The sequence below is a fragment of the Sphingobacterium ginsenosidimutans genome, assembly GCF_039536865.1.
GTDB lineage: Bacteria > Bacteroidota > Bacteroidia > Sphingobacteriales > Sphingobacteriaceae > Sphingobacterium > Sphingobacterium detergens.
The window spans coordinates 587,573-602,016 of the sequence record NZ_BAAAZK010000007.1 but is presented as its reverse complement, the minus strand read 5'-3'; the positions used below and the strand labels follow the sequence as shown (position 1 = coordinate 602,016).

Here is a 14,444-nt window from a genome sequence, read left to right as displayed (position 1 = left end):
TCTTGAATCACATGAAATCAAAACATATAATCCTTTCAACTCTTACCATTTTGGGCCTGTTCACTTCCTGCAATAAGTGGCTGGATCTCCAACCAAAAGGGAAAATTCTGCTCACCTCAGCCGAGGAATACGGTATGTTATTTGACAATATTACCTCATACGGTATTTCGGACATCGCTTACCTCAATGACGAAGGTTGGGTGAATGCCCAGACCGTCGCCAGTGTATGGGGTGCTCCAAACCTCACTACAGCCAACTTTCTTTACCTCACGGGTTATGACCGTAGCTTAAATGCAGACGGAAACTCGGGAACAAATGGAACAACCATGTATCAGACGCTTTACCAGCGGATCGCCCGTGTAGCCAACACCATTATCTATGAAAAAGATGACATGAGCGGTACAGAAGCGGAAAAAGCAACAGTCATCGCTGAATCAAAGATGCTACGCGCCTATGCTTATTTTCTGTTGATAAATATATATGCCAAACCCTATGACAAAGCTACCGCTGCCAACGATGGTGGTGTGCCACTCAAGCTGGATCCCTATATTGAGACGCAACCTGAGCCTGCTAAATCTACTGTTGCCGAAGTCTACCAGCAGATCGAGAAGGATATCGATGAGGCCATACCTGATTTAAATGCCAATGCTAAAACACCTTATCGTTTCAACAGGGCGGCAGCCTATGCCCTAAAAGCAAAGGTATACCTATTCAAAAAAGAATATGATGCCTGCATCGCCGCCGCACTACAGTCTTATCAGCTCAACCATCAGGTTTATGACCTGGTGAATCTTGTCAGTGCATCGACCAATAGGCCCTCTACCCCCCTGTACGCCACCGGTGAGGAAAACCTCTTTTTTGCCGCTTCGACTATCTCATATATCTATATCGGACAGGAGCTCATTGACCTCTACAAAACGGGATTGCAGGCCAATGGCCAATCAGGCAATGTTAGCGACGTTAGGCTAAACCTCTATAAGCAGCCCGCTGCAACCATTAAGGACTACAAGTCCATGTTGGCCTGGGTACCGAACAGTAAGGAATATGCCCCCAATACCGTGGGAATAACAACCACTGAGGTTATGCTGATGCTGGCAGAGTGCTATGCACGTAAGGGACAGTACGAACTTGCAAAAGAGTACCTTAAACCCTACTTGACGAGCCGTTACAAAAATTACGACCACAGTAGCTTTAGTCTACCGAACAACGTGGAGGATGCCGTTATATTCGTTACCGGGGAGCGTAGAAAAGAACTGAACAGAGGGATTAATCGCTTTCTGGATTTACGTCGTCTCAATACGGAATCTGCTTACCAAAAAACGATATCAAGATTGTTTCCGGCTGATCCTGTTGCCACCCCCAATGTGCCGCAACAAAACTTCACGCTACCGGTGCGCTCACCGCTGTATATACTACCATTTCCCAGCAAGGCTATTGAAAATGATCCACGATTAACTTCAAACACATGGAACTAAAATATAAAAGTATCATGGGCAAAATTACTGAAAGAACGCTGAGCAAATACTTACTACTTCTGCTGTTCCTCGTTTTTGGAGGTCGTATAAACGGCCAAATAAGGTATGACACCACCTTGATCAAACCGCTCCCCAATATCACGGGTTGGAAGGACAATACGCATTATATCATATCAAAAAACCAGGGAAGAGAACAATTACTGCAGGTCGTAGACTGTAGAAATGGCCGCATCATCAGTGAAGAACGTGTAAAACCATCACAAAAAAAGGAGATTAAGCCTACCCTTCAGGGTGCGGTGCTTCCTCTCTTGTCCCCGGACAAAAAATACCTTGCTTTCCTGCGAAACAACAATCTCTATGTGATGAATCTTGCTACAAAAGAGGAAATACAATTTACCAAAGATGGTTCACCCACACTAATGAATGGGTATGCATCCTGGGTATACTATGAAGAAATCCTAAAAAGAGAAAGTGAATACCGAGCATTCTGGTGGTCTCCGGATAGCAAACACATCGCATTCTATCGGTTTGACGACAGCAAAGTTCCCGTGACGGCACTTTATAACCCTATCGGCCAGCATGGATTTACGGAAATCACACATTATCCAAAAGCTGGTGACCCAAATCCCGAAGTGAAGCTTGGGATTGCTTCCGTAGCGGATAAAAAGGTGCGCTGGTCGGAGATTGACAAGCAGGACCATTACCTCGGAACGCCATTTTGGAGGCCCGATGGTACAGGACTATTGGTGCAATGGATGCCGCGCCGCCAAAATAACCTCCAATTACTGGAGGTAGATCCCGCTAACGGGCAAAGCAAAATAATCTATAGGGAGCACCAGGATACCTGGATCGACTGGATAAAAAAGATTTACTGGGTGAAAGAGGGCTTTTTTCTGATCCGTGATTTCTCCGGTTGGGAACAGATCTATTTTTACGGTCACGATGGTCAGCTAAAAAATGTGGTGAGCAGTGGCAAAAACTGGAACTTACAGCCTATTCGTATTGATGAAAAGAAAAAGGAACTATTTTTTACATCCAATGCCGAGAATTCGGTACGTACTGATTTGTACCGCGTACAATGGAATGGTAAGAACCAGCAGCGATTGACATTCGGTGATTTCACCCATGCCAAAATTCTACTGTCACCGACGGGCGATAAATTCATTACCCAATATTCTAACTCCTCTACCCCTACACGGACGGCTTTGGTCAATAGCAAAACACATCGTATCCTTGATATCGCAGACTCGAAAGGAGCACAATTTGATGCAAAAAAGCTACGTAAAAAAGAGATCCTATGGATAAAGACAACGGAAGGATTTGAGTTGCCAGCTAGCGTAACATGGCCCATAAAGATAGATGCGGGGAAAAGATATCCGGTGATCATCCGTGTTTATGGTGGACCGAAACACCAGATTGTAACCGACAACTGGACCATTCCTTCTCTGGGGAGCGAAGACGAAGAGGCCATCAAGGTTGTCTTTGAACACCGCGGATCCGGGAACAACGGTAAGCAGGGACTAAACATGCTCTACGGAAATCTGGGGAAATGGGAAATACACGACTATATTAACTGGGTCAAAAAATTGAGGGAAAACCCCGCCGTGGATACCAACAGGATCTTTATTTCGGGTGGTAGTTATGGTGGTTATCTCACCGCAATGGCATTGACCTTAGGTGCAACGTATTTTAACTATGGTATCGCCGACTATGCCGTAACCGATTGGCGGCTCTACGATAGTCATTATACCGAACGCTATATGGGGCTACCCAAAGACAACCCGACCGGGTATGCTTATGGGGCTGTCCTGACGCATATCAATCAATATCAGCAGCAAAAAAATAATATGCTGATGCTTAGCCATGGCTTAATGGATGATAATGTCCATGTTCAGAATACCTACCAACTCGTGGATCTATTGCAACGTAAAAACAAAAGATTCGAACTGATGATATACCCCACCGAACGACATGGCTGGAAGGGGCCAAAGATCCCATTTACCGTGGACCAAAGAAAACAGTTTACTTATAAATACCTGTATAACAAATAATTGAATACACCTAATTAAACGATCATGAAATTACTAGTAACCTCCATATTATTGTTTCTTGTACAATTGACGATAGGACAAGGTCTGGTGCGAATCAAAGGAAGCTTAAAAAATCTGGACAACCACGCTATCAATATCCATTACACGGAGAGCGGAAAAAATAAGAAAATTCAGGTTGCCAGCAGCAACGGCACATTTGAAGCCTCAGTTCCTATCGATTATGCACAGGAAATCAATATCTATCCCGCGAAATATTTCGCCAATGCTATACAATTAAAGCAAAGCAAGAGATATCTGGTCGCTCCGCCGATCTTTTTATTTGTCGCACCTGGCGACGAAATCATACTGACCGGGGACGCCATGAAAATGTGGGCGGCAGATGTACGTGGCGGAATGTTCAATAAGGAGCTGGCTGCATTTAACAAAAAAATCATACCGATCAGCGGTGAAATTTTTGCCGCTGCCGCGCAGCGTCAAATAGCTAAGAATGACGACAATAAAGCCGAGGTAAGCAAAAAAAGTGAGGAACTAAGTAAGCTCGCTGGACAAAAGAACGCGATCTTAAAAGACTATATTGTCAACCACACTGATCTTTTCTCGCTCTATCTCTTTTCGCAACGTATGGGTGGGCTGCAGCCAAAGGAGATCAGCGACTTATTCGAACGCTATCCGGAAGATTTGAAAAGTACAGTCTATGGTCAAAAGATTCGTGATTTTATGACGGCAGAAGCCAAATCCAGTATTCAGAGTCCCATGATAGATTTTAAGGGCAAAACTTTGGCTGGAAAGGATTTTGACAGCAAAGAACTTCGTGGCAAATATGTATTACTCGATTTCTGGGGCAGCTGGTGCCAACCCTGCCGCAAAAGCCATCCACATCTATTGGCACTGTACAATCAGTACAAGCCGAAAGGATTTGAGATTGTCGGTATAGCAAAAGAACGCGGTGCAGACCCAATCAGCTCGTGGGAAAAAGCTGTCAAAGAAGATAATATTCAATGGATACATCTTTTACACAACCAATTGCAGGAACAAAGAGATTTAATAAAGGAATATAGCATCACGGCATTCCCAACAAAAATATTGATAGATCCCAATGGTACCATTATCTGGAAGGGGGTCGGAGATCAAGGTGACGATCTGGATAAGCAATTGGCGAAGATCTTTTAAAAAAAATAAATCATATGTTTATCAGCTTAGCTCATTAAACCTGTGCTATAAGCCAATGACAACAGCCCCTAAAAACCGTTATAGGGGCTGTTAACCATTTTTACCGGTTCCGGTTCCCCCGGAGAATAAGAATTCAGTTCCATCGGTTTATAAACGAACACCTATAAGTTTTACAACTATAGCTTGAAGTACAGGGGAAGGTACTGCTTCAAAATAACTGAGTACTGAGCAGTTGGAAACACATATATCATCAAGCTTTTGAACAATATATTCTCTGGAGAGAGACGAGAATACACCATTCTATGAGGTTTAAAGTCAAAAAATGAGCTGTTAAAATAGAAATCTCATTTTGCTTTAATTTTATCTCTATGCTTTAGACCAAATTTAATTAAAGCATTGGCAACTTCCTCCGTTTCTTTAGCATAGGCGGTAAGCGCATAAGAAACGGTCACAGGTTTGGTGTTATTAACTGTTCTGCTAATCAGTAAATTATCTTCTAGTCCCTGAAGTTCGTTGGATAGAACTTTTGGGGATATTCCCTGAGCCATCTCTTGCAGATCTTTAAACCGCATTGTGCCGTGTTTCTGCAAATTGTGCAGGATACAAAATTTCCATTTACCACTGAGCAATTCAATGCCATCTTTTAATGCCAATATCGTTTCTTTATCAATATTTTTATTGCTCATCAGATAGTTACTTTCCTAAAGGTAATGAATAGTAAATATATATTGAATATCCAATAGTTTTGTTGAACAGAAATTTAAGGAAAATCATTATGAAAGTAACAGTAATCGCAAATATTTCAGCTAATGGAAGAATTTTGATATCCGATAACCCGCATCATAAACTACCACCGGAAGCAATGGAATTTTACGTACAATTTGTAAGGCAGGTTGGAAATGTAGTAATAGGATTGAAAACATTCGAAAATTTTCTAAATTTTCCAGATCAAGTAAAAGAACATTTTAATGGAATAGAAATCATCATATTGGCCGATAAATCTTATACGGCTGATGGCTACAAGACTGTAGCAAGTCCTGAAGAGGCAATTGCATATATGTCTGCAAAAGGGGTACGGGAAATAGCCATCGGAGGCGGAGCAGGTACTTTCAACGCTTTTTTGGACAAGGATTTGATTACAGATATCTATTTTAACGTTAGCCCTATAATCACTGGTGCTGGAGCAATTTTAGCAAACAATGAGGAGTTAAGTTCAACGTTCAAGTACAAAGCACAGACGCTTAAAAACGGTTTTCTTCAATTGCATCTAACTAAAGAATACTAAATAACGACAGACCAAAAATGTCTTTCAAAAATAGTTGAATGACGGAAACAAATCCGCTAAAATTATTTCTTTCGGATCTATATCTTTCAATTGGCGACTGTATCCACACGACGATAAGTATATGCATCATGGTTAAGGGCGCCGGCGAGCGGAAAGAGAATAAGGAAACCGGCTGCTGTCGACTCACTGGGCACGACTAAATCACCATGTTTATCTAGTGCAAAGCAAATAGTTTTGGTAAAGAATCTATTGACTAATAGATAGATGTCAAGGTCGGTATTTCTGAAAGAAACAAAGTTTTGCGGTTCGGGCTTTACTTTCCTCGTTCTTTCACGCACGACATTTCCTAAGGTATCAATTAGTTTGAAATGGATTTTATTTTTTTTGGTGAGCTCCAATGAAGTTTTGTAAAGATAGTGCAGACTATCAGTTTTATAGTAATTTGGTTCGATATAGTTCCATAAACAATATTCATTATAGGCTGCACTCTTCTGCTGACTGCCATGATTATGGCCTATTATCTTCTGGGGATAATTATCAAAGATGTATCTCACCTTCAATTCTACCTTCGAAACGCTATGTGCCGCAGTATTTTGTGCTAAATACTTGGGCGATATGGAAGTGCAAGAGATGCATGAAAAAATAAATACCAGCGAAAATAGTGCAATGGCTATAGCGCGCATATTGTGATGTTTTTTGATTTCTTTCATAAGCTCTTATTTTGCGGAAATAAATTGTTGGACACTCCTTCATCAATTGGATATGCTGTTAAAACTCCTGATAACTTATGTCTATTTATCCATATAACTAAACTTTAAGTTGTTTCTAGACATTAGGTAAGCCCCTCAATAAATTCTGAAAGGTTCTATTTTTAAAAATAGCTTCTTCATTTGACATTCCAATAAATGGTATTTCACAAATATCACTTGTGCGGACGGTAATGCATATTATTCCTTTTTTTTCATTGTCGTAAAAATAAACAGCAATTTGTCGAGATCTATAGTTGATTTTGCATTACCAAAAATGTGAATCAATTCATTCCACCCCTCGCCGCTTTTACTATACATTATGCTTTGAATTGAATAGTCTCCATTACAGTTATAAATGGTCCAGCTTACATCTTGATCAAATATTTCATTTTTCAGATGCTCGGTTTTGCAACTTTTGCTTTTAGCTGGAAATTGGCTAGGATGATTACCGAAATATAGGCCACCCGAAAATTCAGTATGATTTGTAGTGTCAGCAGGATTAAAATAGTAAACGGAAAAATCTTCTCCATTGGTTTCACCTATAGCATAATCTGTGGGTAAAGAAATAGAATACTTACTTTTCCCTAATTGCTTTTCTTCCAATGATTTTATAAAAGTGGTATCTGCCGAGCTATATACAGATTTATGATCATTATTTTGTCCGCAGCTGTTCAGTGTTAATGTTGTCAGCAGGACAATCATTGTCAATTGTATCTTCATATCTTGGTTATCTTTTTAAGGGTTGGTAGCTCTATATTTTATACTTCATAACCGCTAGATAAGTCCAGTAATTTCATTCAAACGCATTTGTTATTTATTTGCATATTTGATATTATCAATAACAAACTCTTTTAATTCCGTTAAAACCGAAAGTCTGTTGGCCATTTCCGTATTGTTAAACCGAAAATAACCAATTTCAAATGTTTTAAGTTTTGATAGTTTTTCAATTCCTGATAAATCTTCAAGGTCCACTTTTTTGTTGCTCTCTGTTGTTGATGCAAAGAGGGATAAGTGTTCAAGGTTTTCGAACTTATCAATTCCATTCAAGCTTTTAAGGTTTGAAGTATAAGTTAATGAAAGGTTTTTAATTCTGGATTTTGAAGCGTTTGGCAAGAAATTGAAGTCTGATACTTTGTTTAGACTTAAAAGACAAAGCGTAGTCAAATTCATTAGTTCATCTAAGCGGTTAAATGAAAAGTCAGCTTTTTTGACATGTGAAATTAATAAATGTGTCAAATTTGGAAACAATGAAATTAAATCCAAATCATTTTGTTTGATGTTCCAAATATGTAAGTGGCTAACATCTATTAAATTATTCTTATACTTTTTCAATATCTCAAGATTTTTACGGTCAATCTTATAGTTATTGATGGTGATAATTTTCAGGTTGTCATAAAACCGGATATTTTCCAATGTTTGAGTCGATGGTAAAATATACAGAATTTCAGATCTGAAATCAGTTCCGCAGACTGTTTTTGAATAATCAGAATCATCTGGTTGAACAAAATTTTCATTCTTTTGTTGGAATAGAAAACTCTGGAAATCTTGTATATTTTTTATCTCATTTAATTTCATAGGTGCTGGTTCGTGTTATGTTTATCCAATAATTGGATCAATCGAAGGTCTTTCAAAGTTTAATGCTGTCAAAATTTTTATTGCTTTTTCCTTATCTTCAATTAAAGCCTTCTCATACTCAAATACAAGTCCGGTGGTCAATAATCTCTGGTCACCTGTAAGTCCATCAAAACTTATACATTTCGCTGGTATTTCATAATCTACCCACTGTCCTTTAATGAATTGTTGTAATTGTCCGAACACAGGATTTCCATCTTCTCTGCCTTTTATCTTTGTTGGAATAATAAAGTCCTGTTGACAATTTTTAGGTTGATCTTCAATTATTATCCAGTCCTCTCGATTAACACCATATTCTTCAAAGCAGCATTCCATTGCATCTTCCATAGTGTAAGAGAAATGATCCCAATCTGCAGAACTATCCTGTAAGCTGTAATAACCAAAAAGATAAACTCCGCCTTCTGCCTGACAAAGCATAAGTTTTTTTGTTTTCTCGTCTATGTTTTGAAATACTACTTTTCTCATTACATTTTAAAGGTGATAAAAATTGATGTTTTAATATAATAACCTAGCTATAATATTTTGTATGGTCTCCAATTTAGGAAGATCCTTTTCAGTCAATCCGATATAAGAAGATGTCAATACTAATTTAGCACTTCTACTCCACTCGTTTGCGATTTAATAATAAAAAATATTTGCCATAGATGGATAGTCCGGCCTAATTTTGTAAATTCAATGCATAAGCCATAGCATGAAACAGTTCATAAAACTATCCCACATTTCTGCCCTTACTATCCTCATTGTCGGCTGCAAAGATCCATCGCGCACAAAGACAATGGATTTTGATCTATTTACGCTTGAAGTTCCTTATAAGTGGCAGCAGGTCAAACAAGATGGTATAGACAGTTATGTTGGCGCAATTGCTGTAGACAACGCGGATACCCTTTACTTTGATCTGGGCATGTATTCAAATAGTTTGACAGAACCAAATATTCAGGTAATTACAAGGCAAATGATGGAGGAAAATAACTTGGACTCCTCCGATTTCATTGTTGTTAAAGATATCATGTCGATGAATATTGATGCAGATCTGTACAGAAAACAAAATGTATCCTGGGATACCATTGATAACAGAAGAGCGAAAATCGTATTTCCGAGAATATCCAGAAAAGGAATCACCGGAGTGTATATCGGCAGCCTATGGGGAGACTCTTCAAAAGTCCGGTTTAATCTCCATGGAACAGATCTAAAAACGCAAACAGAAGAGGATCTTCTCAAAGCGATAAAAACATTGAGATTCCATAAACGTAATATAGATAATGAAGAGAATTAACGCTCCCCTATTTGTACACCTCAGTTTTATGGTTTTGACATTTTATGCATTATTAACAGACGGTGATTGGCTGAGGTATTTTACGGGGAGTTTAAATTTTAACCTGATTATTTTTGGATTGCAAGTTGCAGGACTTATTTATGCAGGATACCTACAGGCGCAAAGAAATAGAAAGATATTCTCCATATTCTGGCCAGCATGGATTGGGTTGATCATACTTATATTGTGTGTACTCATCACGGGAAATTATCAGTTTAATACCAATATAAATATCACGATTTTATGGCTGATTCCTGAGGCCTATTACATAACATAGGATGTTTTGATAGCTCATCTCATCAAGGAAATCCCGCTCCCATTGAATATAAATTGGCAATTTCAAGCGAAATGCAGCTATGTTATTCTCTCTGCCATATTTCCCTTGATTGGATATACTAGCTTTAAATTGAAAAAAGTACTTTCAACACGTAAATAGGAATCTATGGAAGATAATTGCGATAAATATGGCCTTTCAAGGGTTATGGGACCAAAATTAAGGGAACTAGTACAAAGCCAGCTTGCTAACGAATTAAATAATTTGTTGGGTATGAGTTTTAAATTTGATTTTGACTGGTCAGAATCCTGTATAGAAGGGCATGATGGAATGTTTCTGGATGGTAGCCTGGAGAATTACTCGGGTATCATATTGATCAACAAACAAGCATCAATTAAAGCCGATGGTTGGATGGACTTTATTCAGGAAGGAGATTTCTTCCTCGCTTATTGGGATCAAATAACTGTTTGGCAAAATGATAGGGAACTATTCTCAAAAGATTTTGGAATCTCTAGCTTCTCCTTTGCATTAGTTCCTGAGGAATTGCGCTGGCATCTGAAAGGGGTCAGAAAACATTAAAGAAATGGAAAATTTAAACGAAAAAGTTTGGTATGCTTGTTATGGCTCCAACCTGCTACAAGAGAGGTTTCTTTGCTATATACAAGGCGGCCAGCCCGCCGGTGCACACACATTCTATAGTGGATGTGAGGATAAGACGCCGCCGATCGACAGTGAAGAAATGTCTATTTCTGCAGAACTATATTTCGCAAAGGTCTCGAGAAATTGGAACGGAGGTATTGCCTTTATCAGAACTACATTTACTCCTACTGCATCTACTTATGGACGAATATATTTGATAACAAAAGGCCAATTGATAGATATTGTTAGACAGGAGACGAATACAAGTGCCAGCTTGGAAATTGAATTTGAAAAGGCAATTAAAAATGGCTCTTATATCTTTAAACAGCCATCTTGGTATGGTAACCTATTGTACTTGGGTGAGCATAACGGCTTCCCTATTTTTACGATAACAAATGAACAAGATTCACAATCCTCGACTAAACCCAGCAATGCCTATTTAAAAACAATTATTGATGGACTTCGGGAAACACATTGGCTCGACAATCATGCCATCTTTGATTATCTAAAAACCAAACACGGTATTATAGAAAATTATTCTGAAGAGGAACTCAGGTCAATTATCGGTGAAAAGAAGGACTAATTTATTTAAATTAGAGGCTAAATACTTAGAAAACTTTATTGAGCTAAAATGAAATCAACAGAAGTATATCGAATAATCAATAAAATTATCTTTCCCGAATTAAAAAGTTTAGGGTTTAAAAAAACTAAAAGCGGAATGCTGGAATTTTTCAAAGCATTAAAGGAACATTATCTTGTATGCTGGTTTCAATGCTCCCAAGAAGGTTTTGACGCTTATGCTGGTTCTAAATTTGTCTTTGAGGTACAGATTAGCAAGACCAATGACATCGGTTCTCCTTCTATTTTCAGGGAAAGAATCCCATTCTTTTTAACAGTGGACGATCTAGCCAGAGTAACCGAGCTCGAAAATAAAGTTAAAGACAAACTGCGTTTGCCACCTAACACTCATGATATTTTTGGTATGGATGAAAACATACAGCGTTGGTACAAGAAAAAATTTGAGAAAGTTGATAACACCTATACAAATTCTAGTGATATCTGGTTTGTATATTTTGACGAAACAGATATCAACAATTGGATTGAATTCTTACAACCTATCATAAGAAAGGTCATATTCGATTTTGAACAATCAGATTACTAAATGGAAAGTTTTTAATATCCTATCTAAAAGAATAGTTTTCCAACATGTATAATGCCAACAGTTCATTTCAGCAGAAAGAAGCCATCTACATCGATGGAAAGGATAAGACCAACGATGTCCAGTCCTATTCTTTCATAGGCGAGAAATGTATTGTGACATTCAAAAGCAGTAATAAAAAATATACCTACAACAGAGATAAAGTTCAGATTATCAAATCTACTTTGCAGGGCAAAAAAGCACTGACCACATTCAACTATCTAAAAGCGATTGCCGATGCTGTAGGGCTTAAGTCTGAAGATGGAAAAAACATTCTTGAAGATAGCTATAATAGAATATCATTTATCCCAGAGTATGCTATCTTATCCAACTATCTGAATGAAATACAACCCAAAAATTGTGATCTCCTCGCTCCTGTTGAAATCTTTCCTTTTGGATTCAACCTCAGTCAAAAAGAGGCTGTAAATAATGCCTTTGCCAACCCACTGAGTATTATCGAGGGCCCTCCGGGTACAGGTAAAACACAGACGATCCTCAATATAATCGCCAATGCTGTCATGCATGGTCAAAGTGTAGCTGTGGTGTCAAGCAATAACTCGGCAACGAAAAATGTGTATGAAAAATTTCATAAGAATGGTCTCTCCTTTATCGCTGCTTTGCTGGGAAGCAACCAGAATAAAAGGGAATTTATAGAATCGCAATCGGACATTCCTGACCTATCCAGGTTTCAGTTAACGGAGAAGCAACTGACTCAGTTACAACAGCAGAATAACGCGCTCCTGCTACAACTCACCGAAGAACTAGCACAGAAGAACGAGCTGGCCAGGCTGAAACTCCTTATTGAAAACATAAGAACGGAACAGCAGCATTTTCTGAATACTGTGAAATCAATAGCAGAATTTAAACTGAATAGTAACCTCTCATCAGATCGGCTACTGGCACTCTGGAATTCCGTCACCGATCAGGAACATACTGGCAAACAGTTTAACTGGTGGAAGAAACTAATCTATCGTTTCAGGTACCGTATCAAAGATAAGGGCTTTTATACCCTATCGCATTGGGACATGATCAGGATCGCTCAATCGGCTTATTACCGAACCAAGATTGCGGAACTGGCATCTCGTATCGGGTCATTGGAAAAGGCTTTACATAACTTCTCCTTCGATGCAAAGATGCGCGAGTATACGGAAATCGCGATGCGGCTTTTTAAAAATGTACTTTACAACAGGTATCAACACAAGGATCGTCCGATATATCAGGAGGCTGATCTGCGTGGTAAGTCCGTCAGTTTCATCGAAGACTATCCTGTCATCATGAGTACCACCTATTCGCTGCGAAGGTGCCTGGCTGAGCATACGGTCTATGACTATGTAATCATTGATGAGTCTTCGCAGGTGGATCTGGCAACGGGTGCATTGGCCCTATCATGCGCAAAACGTGCCGTTATTGTCGGTGATCTCAAACAGCTGCCGAATGTAGTGGATGCGACAATGGCCCAAAAGACAGATGCGATCTTTCATGCATTCAAGCTGTCTGAACCTTATCATTATGCGAAAAACAGTTTACTAGCATCCATCACACAGTTATTCCCTGATGTCCATAAAACACTGCTGAAAGAACATTACCGTTGCCATCCAAAGATCATTGAATTCTGTAACCGTAAATTCTACAATGATCAGCTCATTATCCTATCTGAGCCAACATCAGAGCGCGAACCGCTACTGGTCTATCGTACAGTGGCCGGTAACCATGCGCGGGCACGGATGAATCAGCGGCAGATCGATGTTATCCTACAGGAGATCATTCCACAACAGCAGCTTGCTTCGGTTGATCTGGGTATTGTGACGCCCTATCGTAATCAGACAAATGCCATGCAGGGTACATTTGCGGGTACGGAGATTATAGCTGACACGGTTGATAAATTTCAGGGTAGAGAAAATGATGTGATTATCCTCTCAACGGTCGACAATGAAATCTCCGAATTTACAGATAACTCCAACCGACTAAATGTGGCAATTTCACGGGCCAAAGATCAGCTGATCTTATTGGTGCATGGCAATGACTCCGAAAACGAAAGTAATATCACCGACCTGATCCGCTATATCGAATACAACAACTTCACGATCATACAGAGTAAGCTGCACTCTATATTTGATTATCTGTATAAAGGCTATGAGGAAAAGCGTCGCAGGATCTTGTTGCAGAAGCGTATCAAATCGGTATTTGACAGTGAAAACCTGATGTATACGCTGGTGCGTTCTGTATTATCTGATGACAGGTTTTCAAAATACGATGTGCTCCTCCATTTTCCAGTACGAAGCCTGATTGACGACTACTTACTCTTGACGCCTGCTGAAGCAAAATATGCAGGCCATCACATGACGCACCTGGACTTTTTGATCTACAATAAACTTGGCAAGAACGCGGTCCTGGCGATCGAAGTGGATGGTTATGCTTATCACGCCGTCGAAGGAAAACAATCGGAACGCGACGCGATGAAAGATGCCATTCTGAAAAAATATGGCCTTCCCCTACTCCGCTTTTCGACCACAGGAAGCGGTGAACGGGAAAGGTTGGTGAGGAAGTTGGAGGAGATTATGAAATAGAAAGGGATTCTTAATATTCATTTGTTCCGAATTGAATGGTCATCAGTTTTCGAAACTTGATAATCAACAGTACCAAAATCTCCAATTATGGG

The 14,444-nt window shown here is 39.3% G+C and carries 16 protein-coding genes; 10 read left to right on the top strand and 6 right to left on the bottom strand.

Going from position 1 to position 14,444, the window contains the following annotated elements; translation table 11 throughout:
* The first annotated feature begins 11 nt into the window (after nt 1-11).
* Genes ABFX33_RS14890 through ABFX33_RS14880 form a run of 3 tightly spaced genes read left to right on the top strand, consistent with a single transcriptional unit; the run spans nt 12 to nt 4,696 of the window.
* Nucleotides 12-1,475, top strand: a complete 1,464-nt coding sequence (locus ABFX33_RS14890) for a RagB/SusD family nutrient uptake outer membrane protein (RefSeq protein WP_346086655.1) — start codon at nt 12-14, stop codon at nt 1,473-1,475.
* A complete protein-coding gene (locus ABFX33_RS14885) occupies nt 1,466-3,526 on the top strand; it encodes a DPP IV N-terminal domain-containing protein (protein ID WP_346086654.1) in 2,061 nt (686 codons plus the stop codon). Before ABFX33_RS14890 ends, ABFX33_RS14885 begins: the two co-directional genes overlap by 10 nt.
* A 24-nt stretch (nt 3,527-3,550) precedes the next feature.
* Nucleotides 3,551-4,696, top strand: a complete 1,146-nt coding sequence (locus ABFX33_RS14880; RefSeq protein ID WP_346086653.1) for a TlpA family protein disulfide reductase — start codon at nt 3,551-3,553, stop codon at nt 4,694-4,696.
* 344 nt (nt 4,697-5,040) lie between these two features.
* Here ABFX33_RS14880 and ABFX33_RS14875 read toward each other — a convergent pair whose 3' ends face one another.
* Entirely contained in the window at nt 5,041-5,382 is a 342-nt protein-coding gene (locus tag ABFX33_RS14875) for a winged helix-turn-helix transcriptional regulator (protein WP_346086652.1), read from the bottom strand.
* An 89-nt stretch (nt 5,383-5,471) separates the two neighbouring features.
* Between ABFX33_RS14875 and ABFX33_RS14870 the strand changes: the two genes are divergently transcribed.
* Nucleotides 5,472-5,981 (top strand): dihydrofolate reductase family protein, encoded by a 510-nt coding sequence (locus tag ABFX33_RS14870; protein WP_346086651.1) that lies wholly within the window; start codon nt 5,472-5,474, stop codon nt 5,979-5,981.
* An 86-nt stretch (nt 5,982-6,067) separates the two neighbouring features.
* On the opposite strand, the gene ABFX33_RS14865 is transcribed toward ABFX33_RS14870, so the two are convergent.
* The 5 genes from ABFX33_RS14865 to ABFX33_RS14850 all read right to left on the bottom strand — a co-directional run bounded on the left by ABFX33_RS14865 (nt 6,068) and on the right by ABFX33_RS14850 (nt 8,827).
* Entirely contained in the window at nt 6,068-6,691 is a 624-nt protein-coding gene (locus ABFX33_RS14865; protein WP_346086650.1) for a hypothetical protein, read from the bottom strand.
* Complete coding sequence (locus ABFX33_RS26750) at nt 6,688-6,780, bottom strand: hypothetical protein (protein WP_428835657.1); 93 nt, start codon at nt 6,778-6,780, stop codon at nt 6,688-6,690. The genes ABFX33_RS14865 and ABFX33_RS26750 overlap by 4 nt, the downstream gene beginning before the upstream one ends.
* A gap of 148 nt (nt 6,781-6,928) precedes the next feature.
* Complete coding sequence (locus ABFX33_RS14860) at nt 6,929-7,432, bottom strand: hypothetical protein (protein ID WP_346086649.1); 504 nt, start codon at nt 7,430-7,432, stop codon at nt 6,929-6,931.
* Between the two features lie 108 nt (nt 7,433-7,540).
* A complete protein-coding gene (locus tag ABFX33_RS14855; RefSeq protein WP_346086648.1) occupies nt 7,541-8,305 on the bottom strand; it encodes a hypothetical protein in 765 nt (254 codons plus the stop codon).
* Nucleotides 8,306-8,326: 21 nt separating this feature from the next.
* The gene (locus ABFX33_RS14850; RefSeq protein WP_346086647.1) at nt 8,327-8,827 is read right to left on the bottom strand and encodes a hypothetical protein; all 501 of its coding nucleotides are present in this window, start codon (nt 8,825-8,827) and stop codon (nt 8,327-8,329) included.
* A 226-nt stretch (nt 8,828-9,053) separates the two neighbouring features.
* Here ABFX33_RS14850 and ABFX33_RS14845 point away from each other — a divergent pair, with 226 nt between their 5' ends.
* From ABFX33_RS14845 to ABFX33_RS14820, 6 genes are all read left to right on the top strand, one after another.
* Entirely contained in the window at nt 9,054-9,635 is a 582-nt protein-coding gene (locus ABFX33_RS14845) for a hypothetical protein (protein WP_346086646.1), read from the top strand.
* Nucleotides 9,622-9,951, top strand: coding sequence for a hypothetical protein (locus tag ABFX33_RS14840; RefSeq protein ID WP_346086645.1), 330 nt, complete (start codon nt 9,622-9,624; stop codon nt 9,949-9,951). The genes ABFX33_RS14845 and ABFX33_RS14840 overlap by 14 nt, the downstream gene beginning before the upstream one ends.
* Nucleotides 9,952-10,221: 270 nt before the next feature.
* Nucleotides 10,222-10,527, top strand: a complete 306-nt coding sequence (locus ABFX33_RS14835) for a hypothetical protein (protein WP_346086644.1) — start codon at nt 10,222-10,224, stop codon at nt 10,525-10,527.
* Nucleotides 10,528-10,531: 4 nt separating this feature from the next.
* Nucleotides 10,532-11,170: a hypothetical protein gene (locus ABFX33_RS14830; protein WP_346086643.1), complete on the top strand. Its 639-nt coding sequence runs from the start codon at nt 10,532-10,534 to the stop codon at nt 11,168-11,170.
* A 48-nt stretch (nt 11,171-11,218) separates the two neighbouring features.
* The gene (locus tag ABFX33_RS14825; RefSeq protein WP_346086642.1) at nt 11,219-11,749 is read left to right on the top strand and encodes a hypothetical protein; all 531 of its coding nucleotides are present in this window, start codon (nt 11,219-11,221) and stop codon (nt 11,747-11,749) included.
* Nucleotides 11,750-11,793: 44 nt separating this feature from the next.
* Nucleotides 11,794-14,352 (top strand): AAA domain-containing protein, encoded by a 2,559-nt coding sequence (locus ABFX33_RS14820; RefSeq protein WP_346086641.1) that lies wholly within the window; start codon nt 11,794-11,796, stop codon nt 14,350-14,352.
* Nucleotides 14,353-14,444: the final 92 nt, after the last annotated feature.